Source organism: Bradyrhizobium xenonodulans (assembly GCF_027594865.1).
In the GTDB taxonomy this organism is placed as follows: Bacteria; Pseudomonadota; Alphaproteobacteria; order Rhizobiales; family Xanthobacteraceae; genus Bradyrhizobium; species Bradyrhizobium xenonodulans.
On the sequence record NZ_CP089391.1, the window covers coordinates 8,236,744 to 8,254,941 of the forward strand.

Here is an 18,198-nt window from a genome sequence, read left to right on the forward strand (position 1 = left end):
AAGAATGGCGGATACGTTCGGTGATGCCAGGCGATCGTCAGGCTCCCCGCCCAAACTGCGGTCACGTCGGAGCCGAACCCTTTCGCAACCTGATTGCGGGCGCAAGTACCTTTCCGCGCTCCGTGATCAACGCCGCGCAAAAGCAGACATCGTGGGATGTCCGAGAAGGGTCTTGGTCGTGTGGAAACACCAAGATTGTTGAGAGCGGAAGGCGACCAGCCCTCCACGCCCGTCAGGAGAGTTTCCGGCTGGAGCTGATCGGTGCTGCCGCGGTTACGTCGATCGTAGCCGACACGGTCAGGATTGGAACGTCTTTCGTTCTCACGAGCACGGACAGTTTGTCGGTTAGCTCCGACGGGCTGTGATCCCGTATCCCTTCGGCTAGATATCTCATCGCAGCGTCGCACGCAGTTGCGAAGTCCGGAAGGTCCTCACCCTGGTCGTCAAGGATCGTCCCGGCCGAGTCTTTGTAGTCGAAGTAGAAGCGCATGGGAGCCAACACTGGCTTGGTCCAGGTGTTCCTATCTGACAAGAGCCGCTGCCCAGCGAACGGCGTTACTCACTCAAGATGAGCCGTTCCGCCTGAGGTAATCCTGGAGTCCGCTAAGGGCGGTTAGCCGCGCGACCTGACCGAACCTGCGGCCCTTCGTTCTCAGGGTTGCAGGAGCGATAAGAGCCTTTGACGGTCTTGATCGCGCAGCCGCTGGCACTCACGTAGCCGTTCAAGCTCCTTTTCGGCGCTTTCCGAATTTTGACCTTCCCGTTTCAAGTCGACAATCAGCCGCTCCTGTTCTGCAAGCTGACGCTCTCCTGCGACCACATCGCTTTCAACACGGTCCAACTCATCATGGATCGAGGTTCTGTCCATCGAAGTGCTCCACGTCCTCGATCAACCCGGATCAGTGTTTCACCGTTCCTAACCCTTTTGCCATTTTATCCCGGCCGTTTTTGACGGGGAGTTGTGGAGTCATCCACGAGATCTCGGCATCTTCGGCGGGCGGCAGGTGGTCACTGACAGATGACGGCGGAGTGGGTCGTTCAGGCCCTAGAGTCCGCTAAGGGTCAAAACTGAGAAGAACTTGGGCGGAGCAAATCCCATCCGCTGTGCTCCCGTAAGCGGACCTCAGCGCGCCGGGCCATCACTTCGACTTCGGGCCAATGAGCGACACATGAGGGCGTCGCCGTGCGTGGCCGAACGTCGGTCCTCTCCGATCAGGTAGACATCGCAGCCGGCAGGATAAACTCGTTAAGTAGAATTTCCTCTGGAAGGGTCATCCGTTTCGGCAGCCATGCAAGAGCAAGCGCGACCAGACCCAAATCCGGAACGATCATCAGTCGTTGACCGCCCCAGCCCATGGCCCCGGCCCACTCGACCACTCGCCCGCGACAGAAAGAGCGTCCGAGCCACCAATGATAGCCGTACAGGAACAATCCCGGTCCATTGTTGTGAGGCTTGATCGAGTCCGCGATCCAAGCCGATGGAACAATCTGCCGGTTATTCCAGACACCGCGATTTATCACCAGCTGACCAAGCTTCGCCCAGTCGCGTGGGCGAGCCCGCAATGCACCGCTGGCCTGCGGCTGACCATCCGGCAATTGTCGATTCCATTCGACGTCCTCGATGCCCAGCGGCTCGAACAATTCGTCTCTCGCCAGCGCGTCAAGGGACTTGCCACTTGTCTTCCGCAAGACCGCGCCAATCAACTCGGTCGCCCCGCTGTTGTAGTTGTAGGTGCGCCCCGGCGGCGCAACCGCCGGCTGTTCCAGGACGTAGCGATAGGCGTCCTTCGCGCCACGCATCTTGCCGAAGCTATCGAACGGCGGCTTGAACTCGGACCAATCAAGGCCGTCCGACATCGTCAGCAGATGGTACAGCGTGATCGGGCTCTTCTCCGGCGTGCGCAGATCGGCATATTCCGGAAAGTAGTCCAGAACCGCTGCATCCAGAGTTTTGATCCAGCCACGTTGCAGGGCGACGCCGACCAAGAGCGAGATCACGCTCTTGGTCATCGAGTTGCCATTGTGCTTCGTCGCCGCGTTGAAGATCGTATGCTTTGCCGGCTCAAGACCATTTTGATCCTGCCCGGCCGCGTACTGCTCGTAAACGAGCACACCATCGCGCGCAACGATGATGGCGTGAACGTTGTCGAGCCGGCCATCGGCCACGCGCCGGCGCATATCCTGCAGCAGCGCGGAGTCGAACCCATGCCATGCAGGATTTCCGACACGCCAACCGTCATGAAGATCCTCAGGACTGTCCGACACGCTCTCCGAAGTCATCGGGGCCCCCTTCGCTGAACCGTGCCCAGCCAACAGCAATGCTCCGGAGCCGACAATGACGTCGCGTCGATCCACTCTGCTAATCACGTTGCAAACTTCTGTAAATGAGAACGAGAGGTTGTCTCTTCGGCGGTAAAGAATCAAGACAAACTACGCTGTCATGCCAATTCTATTGCTCCGGTCACAAGGCGACGCGACCCAGGCCTCTTTTCCGGCTCCAAAGGTCCGCTTCGGTCACAAGCGGCGCTCGAGCAGGTCCTAGCCCCGCGTCCGCTCTGCGTCCCATAGCCGGCATTGCAAATGCCTAAGCCCAGTTCGGCTGAGGGCCAGAAGCTGACTTAATGGTCTGCAAACCCTATCGTCAGAGAGCGGCCAGCTTAGAGGGTCCTCGTGCTACTTTAGCGGGCATGTCACCTTTCAGCATTCGCTCCACCCTTATGCTCGTCCTCGTCGTCGGGGGCACGTCAAGCGCCTACATGTTCCTCGGCCTCAGCCTCGTCGTGGTACTGATAGCGTTGGCCCTAGCCTGCCTTGTGTACGTTCCATTCGCTAAGCGGTACGGATGGGGCAATGAAGGGCGTCTCACGAGGCATCTCAGTCGTCCGCCGTTCGAAGACGAAAGCCGCAAATCCAGTTGAAGTGCACCGCGGGGACGACCACTCCGAACCAAGCAGTGAACGGTGGAGCTGGCCGTAATGGGCACATTCTACAGCGATGACCAGATACAGGAAGCGATTGCGGCCTTGGAGAGCTACTCTCCAGGTATTTGGGAAACCATGAAGAGGATGGCCTTGATCACGGATCCACGGAGTAAGCAAGAAGAGCTAGCAAAAGCGGCCATCTCACGTGCGCTTATTGTCGTTTTGCCCAAAGTCTCGTTCGTCGCTCAGGCCGACGACAAATTCGAGGCCGAGAACCGTCTGATCATAGACGTGGGCAACGCTGTAAGGAGCGCAATCGATGCGGGAAAAGGTGGCTCCTAGAGCCAACCGAACGTCCGCCTTGGGTCAAAAGCAGATGGTTTGCGGGCTGGGCTACAAGGTCCGCTAAGGGCCAGGAGCAGTTGTCTCGCGGTGGCTATATGGCCAGTCTTTTGAGAACTGTGTAGACCGCGAATGCTACTATCGGAAGTACCACGATCGTCATCAGCAACCGCTGCTGCACAAATTGCTTCTGCTGATCATCCCTAGGAAAGGCCTCCCAAGTCATCCGCTCCCACAGACCCTTCCGAGGTGATGGTTTGATACCCCTCATCCAAAGAGTGCCATGAACAATTGCCACGCTCAAAGTTAGCGTCAGTATCACGAAAAAAGCGCTCTTGGGCATGCAGCACTCCTCTTCGATGCCCCAACAGGATCGCGCGGCAGCCGTCCTTGCGATACACCATCTCAGCGGTCAAGGGCCTGCCGCCTTGTCGGTAAGTGGAATTGCTCGAACGCCTGCTCAGGGTCACATCCGGGCATCGCGGCCATATCCGTCCTTGGTTCGTTTGCACCTCGCAAGCCGACGTCAGGGCGTAGAGACTGAGCGGCAGCAACGGGCCATCAGCGGACTAAGTGGTCCTTCGGTATCAGCACGAGACCGAGCAACGGATCGCCCTGAAGATAGCCGAGAATAATGCCGTGCCCCCCGGCAGCGCGGGGGCAGCCTTGGTACAAAAGTATCTTCACGGTGTCTGTCTTGATTGATCCCTTGATCACGCGATCAACGCGTGCGCTCAACAGCTCCCCTTGCAGACCTCGCGCGTCGCTGACCTGCGTGCGATCATGGATGGTTGCTTCGATGATCTCGGATGCATCGATGTCGGCCGGGACCTGCTCGAACATAATGCTCCGTCCTACCAAGATGGCGCAGGCGGTCGCACCGGTGCATGCTATGCAATAGATCGCCAATGAGAGCGACCATGTACGTATATGGGCAGGCAGGTCGTTGAACATCGCACGACAATGCCAACTCTCCGCAAGGTCCGCAACGGGCGCCCGGTTTCCCCGCAACACCGGACGTGACAACAGCCGGGAGCTTTGGGCGGCTAAGGGCCAGCAGCGGAAGTTGCGGCAGACGGTCGTTTACCTAAGGTTAGGCACTGTTGCCTCACAACCAATGGATGTTTGCGCAATCGTGGAATCGAGCACTTGGTGCGGTACTGCTCTTCGTTCTCGCCGCCGGTGTCTTCCGAGTTGCGGGAGGCTGGGCATACGGCGAGCCTCCGTATGTCCAATACTTAAAATGGGTGCATCACGACATCCCGCGATTTACAGTTCCGGCGCGTCTGATCGAGGGGACACCCTTCACTTTTCAAGCCCAGATCATCGGAAAGAAGCGATATAAGCTGAACCTCGTGGTCTATTTCACTGGACCAAGGGAGGAGGCTGCTCTTGAGGCTCTGCTCGGTCCCATTGCACAACCGATTAACGCAGGATTGCCCCTCGGGAAGCTGCCGACGAAGGTTCATGTAACCGTTCAGGATCAAGAGCGGCGCGTGGTGTTTGATCAGACCCAGAGTTCGGACGGGATCGACGCACGGACAGCTTTCTCGCGTGCTCGTGAGCTCGCCTTACTGCCTTTGGATGAAGGCCGTTACACGGTCGCTATCACGCCCTTGAGGGACATGACGGCATTGTCTCCGTTTCGAACGGAAATCGAGGTCACTTATTCCGGGAAGTAGCGTCCCGGGCAAGCGCGGGAACGTCAGCTATTGGTCTTGGCTGTGTGAAAACGGCAAGACGGTTGAGAACGATAGAACAAGTTATTCGTCCGAGGCCGATCTAACGCTCATGCTCGCGAGCGATTTCAAGTTAGACGACGAATTGAAGAACATGATTCTAGCCGTCTTTCGTCTCCTCGCGTTTTTACACAGCCAGGGTCACAAGCGGCGCTCGAGCAGGTCCTAGCCCGCGTCCGCTCTGCGTCCCATAGCCGACATTGCAAATGCCTAAGCCCAGTTAGGCTGAGAGCCAACAACGGACATCAACCGTCCGTCAGTCGTGTTTGCTAGACGAGTTAGCGTCACCGTGTTCCGGCTTGTTCGGCTGGCTGAGAGCGTATCGTAAGGTTTCGAGGCTCAAAATAACGCCGTGGGGATCCTGATCAATGATCCAGACGTCTTCCATCCCTTCGGCCGCCATCTGTTCGCCCAGCGCAAGCGCGTCTTGCGGTGTCGCGGCCTGATAGACCTGCGGTCCGGACCTAACGATGAATCTATTCTTGGGCATGAGAGGGGGCGATTTCGTAAGGGCCATAAGGGAAATCTAGACGGGGTAGCGCCACCTCAGAATGCGACGGACAACAAATCAGAGCCAAAACATTTGCCGGCAGGCTAATCCAAAGAAACGTCGGGACCGTCAACGCGATGCACGCGTGGATCAGATAAATAACCTGGCCGATCAGACTGGCAAGCAGTCCAACTCGAATCCAGCCCAATAGCGTTCGCGCACCCAATCGTCGGACTCGCCGATCAGATATGCTGCGATCCATGCCGAAAAGGATTCCATGCTCTACTGTAACACCCCGTCCTTCGCAGGTATTTAAGAACTCGCTTCGACATTGATCAAGTCCGCTGCGGGTCCAAAAGCGGCTCAGCACGTCCATCGCGCTAGGTCCGGTCTCCCTCAAACAGCCGACGTGGCGACGGCGCGTTCGTTGTTCGGCTCAGGGCCAGAAGCTGACATCCCAGTTATGACGTGATAGGCAAAACGGGAGGGGCTGCCTATGCACTACGACGTCTGTTGGCAACGCTGCGTTACGCCACAAACGAGCGAGGCATATGGTCAATGGCGCTGGTCTGTGGGCATCACGCCAGCCGAAAAGGCTGTAGCGCTGCAGCCCATCGATGAGTGAGGGATCACATGAAATTGCGTGTCTGGCACGAGATTATGGCTATGGCAGCAACTGTTGTTCTAATGGCTGGTCAGCTTCATGCCGCGGGACAGAAAGTACGAATCACAGGGATTTACAGCGACCTCTACTTCAACCAAGAAGGTGGTGATCTGCTGGGCAACGAAATCTTCATCGTTTACGCGAGCGGTGGTTATGTAGCATTCGTCCAACAGTCTCAGGGTGAGCCTCAAATGCCGAGCGTTGTACCCGTGAGCATCGATGGCGACACTATCAGTTTTACTGTTCCTGACCCATCAGGGGGCACGGACGAATACAAAGGAAGAATCAGCGTAGCGGGTTTCGTTGGCACCCTGCAGCACCAGCCGGCGCGTGGAGAGCCTGCACAACGCGCGATCCGTCTTAAGCGCAAGAAGAGCTACTGGGAATAGCGCATCCCTGACGGATAGCGAACCTGCACGCCCGGCGACCGAAAGTTCGCCGAAACAGCTGGACTCGTTAACTCAGCACTCGATCGATCAAATCTACGCAACGAGTTGCCAATGTCTGTTTTGGGTCACAAGCGGCCCTCAGCGGGCCTCGTCGTGAAGGTCGGGTACGGGCCAAAACCAGACATCGACAGGACGATGCCCACATCATGGTAGCTCGTCAGCGGCGACAATCCGGCGCACCTCTTCTCTTTGCGCTTATCGCGCGCTTCAATCCCAATCCATCCCGCCAATGACGCCAAGAAACCAGCCACCCAAGAAAGCGGCGGTAAACGCCGCGAGGTCGAGTGCCACAGACGGGCCAAAGTCCTGCTTGTCTTGAACATGATGAAATGCGAGCAGCGCGAGCGCAATGATCGCCGCGCACATCGCCGGCCAAAGCGCCTGTTGCCGCGCTTTAAGCCGCTGGGCCGAGGCAGCCCCCTGAGAATTCCGTGATAAAGTCCTGGATCGACGAAACGATGCCACGGCGCTCAAGACGACTACGATCAGAAAGGCTGTGAAGTACACCAGACTTTCTCCCCCATGCCAGCGGTTAGTGCGCGGCGCGGCCGTCGCCCTTCGGTCAAAAGCTGCCATCAGGACGTGGAAACCCTCGCCCTTTCGGAGGTGCCTGTTCGATACAGGTCTTCGCCCGGGCGACGATTTCCTTTGGCGATAGCTCCTTGAGAATGCGATCACGTTCATTCCCAAAAATGAAAGCAAGCTCCAAAAGGCGTTCACGTTCTCCTTCAGGCTGACGTGTGTCCAACCTTCTGAAAGTCGTCGACGCGTTCTGGTGGTTGATCTCAGCGTCGTTCGCTTTCTGTCGCAGCGCAGCGTCAGTCGGGACTTTGCCGGTTTCCATAAGTTTGTCCGCGACAAAGATGGTCGTCGCGCAGGTGAGATGGACGTCCTCCTGGGGAGAACAAGCCGCTACCGATAAGCTCGTAGCAGCAAACAGAGCTAAACCGACGGTTTTGCAGAGAGGGATCACACTTAATCTCGGTTCTGACCGGTGGACCAAAATGCCGACAACGCCACCCCACTTGTGGGTTGCACAGCAGCACTCCGTCAACCGAGAACACGGTGAATGCTCAATTTTCCATGAATAGGGGAAGTCTGCTACGGGTCACAATGCGCCTTCGCGGATAGTCCGACTGACGTCCGGTCAATCCCTGATAGCGGAAGTTTTCGGTTTAGGCAGACCGAAGCGCTCGAAATATTGAGCAACTGCCGAGTTCGAGTGGTCGCCCGCATGGTACGCAGCGAGAGCTGCCATATCGCTATCCAGGAACATCGCTAGGGCGACCTGGCTGACAACCCAAACGCCGCCGCCAACACGACGTCCGAGACCATGCTGAGGGCACCAATTCCGGATCGTCGTTTCCGACTTTCCGGCCCTCCTGGCTGCCGCAGCGAGGCTGATCCCTTCCCGAGGGTCATACGGCATCAGGATCTTGAAGTGAGAATGCTCCGGAGGTTTCATCTTTCCACCGTTCTCAGCAGCGTTGCCAGTGGGCCCGCCGAACCGCCCTCTCTTGCCAAGGCATGCTGGATTGTCTCGACAGGGCAGCCATGCTGGAGGGCCAAGGACGCGACGATTGCCGCGTCCTGGGCGTTGGTTTCGGCAGCCGTGCCGACCTTCGTCCCGTTGATGAACACTTCCGCAATTCGACCATCCTCAAACCGACCGATGCCGCCCGTGTAGGACTGGCCATCGCATTCGAACCGGAAGAGCCAATGCGCTCTCCGGTCGTTCAGGCGAGTTCGGAGGCCCGTCATCGCGGACCTCCGGCCTCTCCATGGGCGCCCAAATCATCCATGGGCGCCCTTGTTTGGGACGGGGCGCCCATGGGGTTTTTGGGCGCCCATGATGCGTCCGGCACCTCCAACACGTACCGGGAACCGGGCCCGAAACCGTCCCTGGTGGACTTGATGCCCAACTCGATCCGGGCATCGCGGAAGGCCTTGCTCTTGCTCAGCCGCTTGTCGTCCTCAAGCAACGCCGCCGCCCGCGCCTGACGCTCGACCTCCAGAACGTCCACCGGGCCGGCCGAGAGGATGTCCCTCAGAAACTGCATGACATCGTCCTTGCCGCCGCCCGACTGCCCCTTCTTGGCCCCGCGGTTCTCCGATGCAGACAGCGCTTCATCGATCGACTCGCTGACGTGGTCGCCCTCGAACATGACATTCGATGACATCACGTCATCCCCGACCAGGCGTTGTTCGAGCCGAAAGGCGAGCCCCTTGCACTTCTTGCCGAGGTTATTCTTGGCCTGGAGCAAGAACCGCCGCTCGTCGTCTTCCGGATCTTCGATGACCGCAAAGGCCGCGCGAGCTGCCGCCACGAAAGCGATCGAGCCGGCGAACCGGTTCAGGGCGCTTTGGTTGCCACCGCCGCCCCCCTTGTTGAGGTGCGTCACCGCGACGACGGCGATCCGGAGGCGGTTGGCCATGTCAGCCAGCGGCTCCAGGACCTCGCGGGTCTCCACGTTACCGTTGCCGTCGCTGCCACCCATGTACGCTGAGATCGGATCGACGATGATCAGCCTGACCGTGCCGATTTTCCTCGCCATATCTTCCAGCAGATCGACGTCTGTCTTCAGGCTGAACGTCTTCCGGCCCGTTCCGTCCGGCTTCGTCGCCGCCGAGACGATGTGAACGCGCTCGCGATCGGCCCCCGCCGCCATGAGGCGCGGGATGATGGTGTCCTGTACGCCGTCTTCCGCAGACATGAAGATGACGTCGCCCGGGAGCGTCGAGCCCTCACCACACGGCCAGTGGCCACCGTTCGAGACGGTAGCCGACATGAACGCGGTCAGCTGGCTCTTACCGAGGCCCGGGGGACCACCCAGCAGGACGAGCTTGCCCTCCGGGATGCGGCCGGGCCAAACCCAGACCAACTTCTCCGGCTCGAGGTCGCTGGCGCGATGCACGATCAGCCGCCGCTTTGCCGGCTTCGAACCAGACGGTGCTTGCTCCGGCTTTTGCGTCGAGGTCGAAGCCCGCTCCGCATATTGGCCGATCAGTTCTTCGATCTCTCGTTGATCACGACCGAAGTGTCCGTGAGCGACGGCGATTTCAGACAGGCGATCGACCATCACGTTCTTGGGCACCCACTGGCTCGCCACGGCATCCGCCAGTGTCGCTGCGGCTTCCGTGAAAACGGCGAGCTTGGCGTCCTGAGACGCCAATGCCACGCTGCGCTTCACCTCGCGCAGTATTTTTGCGGCCGTGGGACCGTATTGCCGCTCATCGCTATGATCCGTGTCGACTGCTTCGTCTCCGGAATGGCTCTGATGGTGGTCCGAGGCCTGGGAGTTCGCTGACAAAGCTTCGGCACGGCGCTTCAACTCGTCTGCGGTCAGGGGCGCGCGTGAGTGATGAAAGTTCATTTACGCAGCCTCTGCAACAACGGTGACGGGGGTTTCGAGCCGGTAACGACCGTGCATGCCGGGGAACGGACCCGCATGCGGCTCGCTGGTGGTCGAGATATTCAAGCCGGATTTCCTGAGCATGTAGATGTAGTGCGAGCATCGCGCCCCGGAGGTCTCCAGCAGGGTGATCCCAGCTGATCCGGCGTCGATCAACTTTCGCAGCATCCAAGCTTGGCGGCCGGTGAAGGTCCGGCACGATCCGTCTGCCTTGCGGATGGTGATGTTGCTCATTGCTCCACCCCCGTCCCGATTCCGGCGAGGTTTGCGACCAGGTCGGCAACTGCCGGGTGGACGCGGTACCGACGCGCAACATAGTTGCCGGCCCTCGTGCTGGGATGCACCACCACCATGCGCCAGTTGAACAAGGGCAGGTCGGAAACTGATTGTGCTTTGTGATGTCGTTTGCTACAGGTTTTCAAGTTCAAGACTCCTAGAGAGCCCGGTGCGCACGATCTGATCCGCCAAGATGTGGATCGTGCAGCCGGGTTTTCGTTTTGGGGAACAGGGGTTAGGCGACGCGCCGGACTTCGGAGGTTGATCTGACCAGGGGTCCGATCTTCCTCTGTGCCCAAGCGTCGAGGCCGGAGACGGGGTAGAGGGGAAAGCGTCCCGCCAACCGAAAGGGCGGGCCTTCCGAACTCACGCAAGCAAGCTTTGCCAGCGTCTTGGGTGAGCACGGGACGTTGTAGGTCTCGACAACATATTTCGCTGCTTGAGCACGCCGCAGCAGGCGTTCGGGGTTGATCTCAGCGTTTTCTTTCATCGGGTCTCTCATCAACAGAGGGGAATCCTCTTCGTCGACGTGAAACCTCTCGCATAGTCGCGAGCCCGAAAGCCGCTCAGAACCCGTCCAAAACTGATCATAACCTCCGATCAGGGGTTATGATCAGAGGTCCTTCAACCAAGTCGTAATGTAGCGACGAACAGTTGGCTCGGCCAATTCGACGCCCTTCCTAGCCCACTCGTTCATAACGGCTTCAGCGAGCTGACTCTTGCTCGGCAGGCGCTTATTCGTACGACCTGGTCGGCCGTGCTGCTTCACCAAGCCGAGCGCATATTCCTTGACTGCATCCCAATCATATTCAAGCGGACGACCGCCCTTGTCCCGCTCCCTAACTTCAACGTCGGCCATCGGACCAGACGCCGAATAGTACCAGTCCGAAAAGGAGTCTTCGATCGAAGCCCAGACACCATTCTCGATTTCTTGAAAGTTCACATCGAGCGGAGCACCGGGGACAAACGGCGGAATGAGAACCAGATGAGTTCCGCCTGTCTCGACATAGGTCAGACCATCATCAAACCAGCTCATGGCATTTTCTTGGGCCCAAGCCTCTGCGGGCTGGTCGAATCGCTCTCCGGTCCGGACGAACTGCAGCACAGATTGCAGTTCGCCTGCATTAAGTGCTGTTCGAAGTAGCTTTTGGCTTTCCTGATAGGCCTTGAAGCGCTCTTCGATCGAATCGTCGGGTAGCTCGCCAGTTTTGCGATCCCGAAGACTTAGCTCGATGCCCTCCAAGGTGCGTCTGAGATCCTTGTAGTGCGCGGTCTCCCCCAATCGCTCATATGCATTGATCTCTGAGAGGGTCATTTTGGCGTGATCCCAGAGACTTTCGTTTAGCTCTCGCGCTATAAGCAACACCGCTCTTTCGAGCGCGTAGAATCCCTTTGGGACAAAGTCCGCCATTGCACTTCCGCTTGTGCTCCGCATATGGCCGACGCGGCAGGCTGGTGCGGACCAGCTTTTCGGGAGCTACCCTAGCCGCGCCGATTGATTAGGCCTTCCGAAGCTGGACGACCTTGCTTTGCTTCTTTCCGGTCATGGCATCATCGATGTGCCTGGCGATCCGATCGGCAGCTGCGAGGAGCGCCGAATCGATCTTGTGAATGTATCCTTCAGTGACACTGGCTCTGGAATGCCCGATCAGCGCCTTGATGGTCGGGATCGAATATCCGATATCCTCGGCCGTCGAGCTGAACGAGTGTCGCAGCCCGTGGCAGGTAATCCCCGGCACATCTTTAGCAGAAACCTTCTTCAGCCAGCGGGTTAGGCCGGTGTGGTGCTTCGTGTCGGTCGTGACAGCGGGGAAGACGTACTTGGATTTCGACTTAGCCATTGCCGACTTTAGGACGGAGATAACGGCTGGCCCCACGGGCCTGATGCTTTTGCCGGTCTTGCTGTCGCCGAGCCGCAGCGCCATTCCCACAGGGTCGACTTCAGTCTTGAGCAGGCCTTCGACCTCATCCAGACGGCAGCCCGTCATCGCGGCTGCTCTGCTCGCCAGGATGGGCTGCCAATGCTCGCCGCTCGCCTCTGCGGTAGCGAGGCTTTTGCCTAAGCGACGATAGCCCGCATCATCCAGGCGCCACTCGAGCGTTTGGTCCTTTGGCCGCCTGATGCCACTTATAGGATTGTCCGGCCGGTAGCCTTCATCGACAGCGTAGCTGAATATCCCGCCGAGAAGGCCCATCGTGCGGGCAGCTGTCCCCTTCCCGCCCGTCACAATCGCGCGGCCCCGCTTCTTGGTCTTCACGTCGGTTGCGGACTTGCCGGCGATAATGTCGCGCTGAAGCCCCTTGGCATCAGTCGAGGTGAAGCCCTTCACGGTCTTCTTGCCCACGAGCTTGATGATGTGCCGCTCGATTCGCCCCTTGTCGCTGTACAGAGTCGTCTGGCTCTTTGTTTCCCCTCGTCGCGTCAGGATCAGACCGCGCTCGGCCTTGTCGAGGTATTCCCGGCAGAGTTCCTCGAGGGTCATAGCGCCGCGGGCGAGTTTCTTGCTCTCGACGGGATCTGAGCCCCTCACGACGTCTGCCAGGGCCAGCTTGGCGTCCTTGCGGGCCTCTTCAGGTGTCAGCACGCCGTACCGGCCCAAGGTGAGCCGACGGCTCCGCCCATTCGCGTTCCGATACTGGACGATGAAGGACTTGGCGCCGCTTTTCTTCACCCGCAGGCCGAAGCCCGGCAGCTCGTCGTCCCATACAAAGACGTCGGCTCCCGTGGTTTCGGCTGCATCGACTGTGCGTTTGGTGAGTTTCGGCAATTTTCCCTCAGGTAAGCACTGGGTAAGCAGGCGCCGGAAATCGATGGAAATTCGGAGCAACGACCGTAGCCCCCAAATCAGGCTGATTTCAGCCTATATCCGGGGGCCATCAATTCCAAGGGATTTGAGGTAAGCAGGGGTAATTTCCCCACCTTTGCCCTCCGAAGGCAAAGGTCACACGTTCGAATCGTGTCGGGTGCGCCAGTCTTGTCGTCGTTTTCCTACCGGCGCCTACGTCAGCATCGAGATGATCGCCTGAATCTGGTCGGACGCGGACGCCACCAGTCCGTCATAGGACGTCTGGCCGTGGGCGGCAGCTTTCAGAATGCATTCGGCGACGGCGGCTTTCAGACCGAACACGGACTGATCCGCCGGCACGCTCGCCATCACGGTCTCCAGTGCCTGACGCATCGTCTGAATGAGCTCGGAGCTGTATTGCATGGGCTGTCCTCCCCGCGCCGATATGGGGACGCATGTCCGGGCTTGCCACTCACAAGCCCGGGATTGATTTTTGAATTCGATCGAGACTGAACGTCTCAATTCAACCGTCAGGTCGCCGCATTGAGCACGCCGGGGGATAGCATCCATCACCTCGCGCTTCTCTGCGCACAATTGTATCATCCTTCCATGAGCGAATCCGGCACGGTGACTGGCGAGGTCTCGCCCGTCCGCAAGATCCTCCATATCGACATGGATGCGTTCTATGCGTCCGTGGAGCAGCGCGATAATCCGGAGCTGCGCGGCAAGGCGGTCGCCGTCGGAGGCTCCGCGGAGCGCGGCGTCGTCGCGGCCGCCAGCTACGAGGCCCGCAAGTTCGGGGTTCGCTCCGCCATGCCGTCGGTGACGGCGAAGCGGCAATGTCCCGACCTAATCTTCGTCAAGCCGCGCTTCGAGGTCTACAAGGCGATCTCCAGGCAGATCCGCGACATCTTCGCCGAGCACACGCCCATCATCGAGCCGTTGTCGCTCGACGAGGCCTATCTCGACGTCACCGAGAACCTGCAAGGCATTCCGCTGGCGCGGGACGTCGCCTTACGTATCCGCGAGAAGATCAAGACCGAGACGGGCCTCAACGCGTCGGCGGGCATCTCCTACAACAAATTTCTGGCCAAGCTCGCTTCCGATCATCGCAAGCCTAACGGCCAGTTCGTGATCTCGCCTGAGATGGGTCCCGCTTTCGTCGAGACGCTGCCCGTCGGCAAGTTCCACGGCATAGGCCCGGCGACGAGTGCGAAGATGAACGCGCTCGGCCTGTTCACCGGCCGCGACATTCGCAACCAGACGCTGGAGTTCATGAACGCGAATTTCGGCAAGTCGGGCGCGTATTATTACTGGATCTCACGCGGCGTCGACGAACGGCCGGTCCGGGCCGACCGCATCCGCAAGTCCATCGGCGCGGAGACCACGTTCTCGACCGATCTCAGCGAATATGGCGCGCTGGTCGCCGAACTCAAGCCGCTCGTCGACAAGGTCTGGCGCCATTGCGAGACCACCGGAAATCGAGGCCGCACCGTCACCTTGAAGATCAAATTTGCCGACTTCGAGATCATCACGCGCAGCAGATCCGCCGCTTCGGTGGTTGCGGGCCGGGACGATCTGGAGCGGCTGGCCTGTGGCCTGGTCGAAGCCGAGATGCCGTTGCCCAAGCGCGTCAGGCTGCTCGGGGTCTCGCTGTCCGCCCTCCAGGCCGGGGACGATGCAGAGCCGCAGCTGACGTTCGGCATTTGAGCCGGACTGGGTGGCGGGATTTTCAGGCCCGCCACCGATGCAAATCGATCCGCTCAGACCAATCAATGCCTCACGTGCTCGAACACCACGATCACGCCGGTCGGCTCGGGCTCGTGCGCCATCAGGCGCGTCAGGTCGGCATCGCTCCAGTCGGCGAGGCTGACGACTTCGCCGGTCTCGCGCTCGGCGCCGAGCGACGGCGTTGGCTCGAGGACCTTCAGTCCCATCTCGTCGACGAAGAAGGTGTGCTCGCCGAACATGCTGTTGAGCTGGGGCATCGCGGGATGCTCGTCGGGCAGCACCTGAGCGCCGAGTTGGTTGACGGTCTGCTTCACCTGTTCGGATGTGAGCTTCATGAGCTGCTCCGTTTCTGTCACGTCGGGTTTCATTGAGGTGAGCCACAGCGGGCGTTCCCTGCGTCGATGTTCGCCTGGCTCAAATTCCCGAACGGGTGCTGCGCACAAATGTTCCCCGAGAAATGTATTTCGTGATCGCGTGTTACACCTGCCGCGTTCGCGGCACGAGATCGCCACAGGATGCACACGATTCGGCACGATGCGCGCGGAGCAGAACTTGCTACTTGCCCCTGACCTCACCGATCGACAGCGCGCAGATCCGTGACAGATAGATGTAAGGCAGACCGGTCTCCTCGGCCCAGGCGTTGAACTGCGCCTGCACCTTGGCGAGATCGCGCTTGGATTTGACCTCTTCGGCGATGTCGAGACCCGCTTCGCGCAGGCAGGCGACCACGTCCTTGGATGTGACGAAACCGTCCCAGCCGACGAAGCGCAGCAGCATCTGGCCGGTATTGCCGCCGAGCCTGGAGCCGCGCCTGGTCAGGAGATCGAGCAGGCCGACCTCATCTGAGGATGGCCACTTCGCCAGAAATTTGCCGAAGCTGCCGTGCTCCTTCGCGATCTCCTGCATGAAGGCGGCATTGTCGCGCACCGACATGATCTTGGCGGCGTTGCGCACGATGCGCGCGTCGCGCAAGAGGCCTTCCCAATAGTCCTCGGGCTGGAAGGTGAGCTTGGCCGGCTGGAAATGCAGGAACGCCTCTTCAAAGCCGTCCCATTTCGAATCGATCACGCTCCATGCAAAGCCCGCGCAAAACACCCGCTTGCTCATCTCGGCGAGGATGCGGTCGTCGCCGCGTTTTGCGAGGCCCTTCAGGTCGGGCTTCTCGGGCATCAGCTTTTCGAGCGCCTTGGGCCCGCCCTTGCGCTTCTCGGCGCGGGCACGAATGGTCTTGAAGGAGGTCATGCGGACACGAGCGGTTGAAGGAGAGCCACGACATCAGAATTCGATGATCGGGTCCAGCCCCGCTGGGATTGACGGGAAGGAGCGGCCATGCTGGTCTGCTTCTTGCTTTATGACTTTTGTAATTCCCTGACATTTTCAAGCTCGTACGGATTTTCAATGCGCTGCCTGGTCGTGGCCGACCTGCATTACTCGCTGCCGCAGCTCGACTGGCTGGTCAGCGCCGCTCCGCAATTCGACCTCGTGATCTTCGCCGGCGATGCGCTCGACATCGGCTCGATGGTGGATTTTCGCGCGCAGATCGTGGTGGTGAAAAAATACCTCACGCTGCTCGCCGCCCAGACCCGCGTGATCCTCTGCTCCGGCAATCACGACCTCGACGAGCGTAATGCGGACGGCGAGAAGATCTCGCGCTGGATCTCCGAGGTGCGCGAGATGGGCATTGCCTGCGATGGCGACAGCCTCGCCATCGGCGACACGCTGTTCACGGTGTGCCCGTGGTGGGACGGGCCGCTGGTCAAGCAGCGCATCGTCGAGCAACTGCGCGACGCGGCGGCCGGTCGACCGAGGCGATGGATCTGGGCGCATCATGCGCCGCCGGCGAATTCACCGACCAGCTGGGGCGGCAAGCGCTTCTTCGGCGACGTCGACCTGGTGCAATGGATCATGCAGTACCAGCCGTCGATGGTGATCTCGGGCCATGTGCACCAGTCGCCCTTCATCACCGACGGCTCGTGGTTCGACCGGCTGGGCCAGAGCTGGGTGTTCAACACCGGCCTGCAACCCGGCCGTCCCCCGACCTACATCGTGCTGGACCTCGACGCGGACCAGGCGTTCTGGCTTGCGGCCGGCGAAGCGCAATGGATCGATCTTGCCGCGCCGCTGAAGCGGCCCGCAGCTCCGATCGAGGCGCCGCCGGACTGGCTCACATTCTTGGATCGGATTGCCGATCCGAGCCTGGCGAGACCTCAAGCGGCGGCAGGTTGATCATGCTCTGGAGCACCTCGCCGACCATGGCCAGATGCGTGCCGTGGCCGGCATATTGCCGCTTGAGATCGGCCAGATAGGTGTTGGCGACGTTGAGCCGCTGCGCCAGCATTTTTGCGATCAAAAGCGCCACGCCCGGCTCCTGCGCGAGGAACGAGGCGGCATCCTCGAACTCGTAGACGACCGCATCGGAGCAGGCCCGCACGGTTGCGGTATGCGGCTGACCCAGCAGCACGGACATCTCGCCGAGCACCGCGCCGGGCTCGGTGACGGTGGCAACCACCATCTCGCCCTTGAGCACCTCGAGCTTGCCCTGCATCAGCACATAGAGATGGCCGGTGGTGCCGCCCTCGGTGACGACGACCGCGCCGGCCGCAAGCTGCCGCTCCGTTCCGCCGGTGCAATAGTCCAGAACTGCACGCATCGCCAAAGTCTCCCGTCACGGGATACACTAGAGCACGATCCGCAGACGAGCGCAGCGATTTTCAATTGCACTACGCTTGCTCAAATTTGCGGCAAGCCCGGCTAGCGCGACAGCCGCTTTGCGAGGTGGACCGACTGCCAGTCGCCGAGGCCGGTGTCCTCGAATCCCGCCTTCTTCGCAAGGCCGCGCATTTCGGCATTTGCCCGCGCGGTCTCGGCTGCGATCATCTCGTGACCGAGATCGCTCGCGTGCCGCTCCATCGCAGACATCATCTTCAGGCCGACCCCTTTGCGCTGAAAGACATCGGCGACGGAGATGGCGAAATCACCGTGGCGGCTGGCCGCGTCATAGGCGTAGAGCGTCTCGCCGATGATCGTGCTCTGGCCCTCCTGCCTGAGCTCGGCGAGCAAGGTGAAACGATCGGGATGGCCGGCTTTGGCAACGCACTCGGCCGCGACCACGGCGAGGTCCGCCCGCGCGCCCATGAAACGCTTGTTGCGCGTTGTCGTGGAGAGGCTCGTGAAATAGATCGACAGGCTCTCCACATCGGACACGCTGGCGGTCCTGATGCGGAGTGTGCCTTTCGTCTCATCCGGCTCGACAACGGCATCCAGAGATGGCTGTGACATGCGCGAGACTTTCGGCAGGTTGCGTCGACTGCAGACCTAGCCGAGGCGGCGCCCTTGCCGCTTGGACAGCGCTGCCAATCTCGCGGCCGAAAACGAACAAATCATTGC

At 60.0% G+C, this 18,198-nt stretch carries 21 protein-coding genes; 5 read left to right on the plus strand and 16 right to left on the minus strand.

What is annotated here, in order from left to right; genetic code table 11:
- Positions 1-232: 232 nt before the first annotated feature.
- From I3J27_RS39390 to I3J27_RS38845, 3 genes are all read right to left on the minus strand, one after another.
- Positions 233-490: a DUF6894 family protein gene (locus I3J27_RS39390; protein ID WP_441465936.1), complete on the minus strand. Its 258-nt coding sequence runs from the start codon at positions 488-490 to the stop codon at positions 233-235.
- Between the two features lie 162 nt (positions 491-652).
- Positions 653-868: a hypothetical protein gene (locus tag I3J27_RS38840; RefSeq protein WP_270164082.1), complete on the minus strand. Its 216-nt coding sequence runs from the start codon at positions 866-868 to the stop codon at positions 653-655.
- Between the two features lie 344 nt (positions 869-1,212).
- Positions 1,213-2,280 (minus strand): serine hydrolase domain-containing protein, encoded by a 1,068-nt coding sequence (locus tag I3J27_RS38845; protein WP_270164083.1) that lies wholly within the window; start codon positions 2,278-2,280, stop codon positions 1,213-1,215.
- 695 nt (positions 2,281-2,975) lie between these two features.
- Between I3J27_RS38845 and I3J27_RS38850 the strand changes: the two genes are divergently transcribed.
- Positions 2,976-3,263 (plus strand): hypothetical protein, encoded by a 288-nt coding sequence (locus tag I3J27_RS38850; RefSeq protein ID WP_270164084.1) that lies wholly within the window; start codon positions 2,976-2,978, stop codon positions 3,261-3,263.
- A 561-nt stretch (positions 3,264-3,824) separates the two neighbouring features.
- Here I3J27_RS38850 and I3J27_RS38855 read toward each other — a convergent pair.
- On the minus strand, positions 3,825-4,106 hold the full coding sequence (locus tag I3J27_RS38855; RefSeq protein WP_270164085.1) for a hypothetical protein: 282 nt from the start codon (positions 4,104-4,106) through the stop codon (positions 3,825-3,827).
- 278 nt (positions 4,107-4,384) lie between these two features.
- Between I3J27_RS38855 and I3J27_RS38860 the strand changes: the two genes are divergently transcribed.
- The gene (locus tag I3J27_RS38860) at positions 4,385-4,945 is read left to right on the plus strand and encodes a DUF5625 family protein (RefSeq protein ID WP_270164086.1); all 561 of its coding nucleotides are present in this window, start codon (positions 4,385-4,387) and stop codon (positions 4,943-4,945) included.
- Between the two features lie 1,180 nt (positions 4,946-6,125).
- Positions 6,126-6,545: a hypothetical protein gene (locus I3J27_RS38865; RefSeq protein WP_270164087.1), complete on the plus strand. Its 420-nt coding sequence runs from the start codon at positions 6,126-6,128 to the stop codon at positions 6,543-6,545.
- Positions 6,546-6,812: 267 nt separating this feature from the next.
- Here the strand turns inward: I3J27_RS38865 and I3J27_RS38870 are convergent, their stop codons facing one another.
- From I3J27_RS38870 to I3J27_RS38905, 8 genes are all read right to left on the minus strand, one after another.
- Entirely contained in the window at positions 6,813-7,112 is a 300-nt protein-coding gene (locus tag I3J27_RS38870; protein ID WP_270164088.1) for a hypothetical protein, read from the minus strand.
- Positions 7,113-7,167: 55 nt separating this feature from the next.
- Positions 7,168-7,449, minus strand: coding sequence for a hypothetical protein (locus I3J27_RS38875; protein WP_270164089.1), 282 nt, complete (start codon positions 7,447-7,449; stop codon positions 7,168-7,170).
- 617 nt (positions 7,450-8,066) lie between these two features.
- Positions 8,067-8,366, minus strand: a complete 300-nt coding sequence (locus I3J27_RS38880) for a TSCPD domain-containing protein (RefSeq protein WP_270164090.1) — start codon at positions 8,364-8,366, stop codon at positions 8,067-8,069.
- A complete protein-coding gene (locus tag I3J27_RS38885) occupies positions 8,363-9,979 on the minus strand; it encodes an AAA family ATPase (protein WP_270164091.1) in 1,617 nt (538 codons plus the stop codon). Before I3J27_RS38885 ends, I3J27_RS38880 begins: the two co-directional genes overlap by 4 nt.
- Positions 9,980-10,252, minus strand: a complete 273-nt coding sequence (locus tag I3J27_RS38890; RefSeq protein WP_270164092.1) for a winged helix domain-containing protein — start codon at positions 10,250-10,252, stop codon at positions 9,980-9,982.
- Positions 10,253-10,907: 655 nt separating this feature from the next.
- On the minus strand, positions 10,908-11,705 hold the full coding sequence (locus tag I3J27_RS38895) for a hypothetical protein (RefSeq protein WP_270164095.1): 798 nt from the start codon (positions 11,703-11,705) through the stop codon (positions 10,908-10,910).
- 88 nt (positions 11,706-11,793) lie between these two features.
- Entirely contained in the window at positions 11,794-13,062 is a 1,269-nt protein-coding gene (locus tag I3J27_RS38900) for a tyrosine-type recombinase/integrase (RefSeq protein ID WP_270164096.1), read from the minus strand.
- A 231-nt stretch (positions 13,063-13,293) separates the two neighbouring features.
- On the minus strand, positions 13,294-13,503 hold the full coding sequence (locus I3J27_RS38905) for a hypothetical protein (RefSeq protein ID WP_270164097.1): 210 nt from the start codon (positions 13,501-13,503) through the stop codon (positions 13,294-13,296).
- A 186-nt stretch (positions 13,504-13,689) separates the two neighbouring features.
- Between I3J27_RS38905 and dinB the strand changes: the two genes are divergently transcribed.
- Positions 13,690-14,790: a DNA polymerase IV gene (dinB, locus tag I3J27_RS38910; protein ID WP_270164098.1), complete on the plus strand. Its 1,101-nt coding sequence runs from the start codon at positions 13,690-13,692 to the stop codon at positions 14,788-14,790.
- Between the two features lie 62 nt (positions 14,791-14,852).
- On the opposite strand, the gene I3J27_RS38915 is transcribed toward dinB, so the two are convergent.
- A complete protein-coding gene (locus I3J27_RS38915; RefSeq protein ID WP_270164099.1) occupies positions 14,853-15,146 on the minus strand; it encodes a hypothetical protein in 294 nt (97 codons plus the stop codon).
- Between the two features lie 220 nt (positions 15,147-15,366).
- Positions 15,367-16,053 (minus strand): DNA-3-methyladenine glycosylase I, encoded by a 687-nt coding sequence (locus I3J27_RS38920; RefSeq protein ID WP_270164100.1) that lies wholly within the window; start codon positions 16,051-16,053, stop codon positions 15,367-15,369.
- A 156-nt stretch (positions 16,054-16,209) separates the two neighbouring features.
- On the opposite strand from I3J27_RS38920, the gene I3J27_RS38925 reads away from it, so the two are divergent.
- Positions 16,210-17,037: a metallophosphoesterase family protein gene (locus I3J27_RS38925; RefSeq protein ID WP_270164101.1), complete on the plus strand. Its 828-nt coding sequence runs from the start codon at positions 16,210-16,212 to the stop codon at positions 17,035-17,037.
- Here the strand turns inward: I3J27_RS38925 and I3J27_RS38930 are convergent.
- The gene (locus I3J27_RS38930; RefSeq protein WP_270164103.1) at positions 16,976-17,461 is read right to left on the minus strand and encodes a Crp/Fnr family transcriptional regulator; all 486 of its coding nucleotides are present in this window, start codon (positions 17,459-17,461) and stop codon (positions 16,976-16,978) included. The genes I3J27_RS38925 and I3J27_RS38930 overlap by 62 nt on opposite strands.
- A gap of 101 nt (positions 17,462-17,562) precedes the next feature.
- The gene (locus I3J27_RS38935; RefSeq protein WP_270164104.1) at positions 17,563-18,090 is read right to left on the minus strand and encodes a GNAT family N-acetyltransferase; all 528 of its coding nucleotides are present in this window, start codon (positions 18,088-18,090) and stop codon (positions 17,563-17,565) included.
- Between the last annotated feature and the right edge of the window lie 108 nt (positions 18,091-18,198).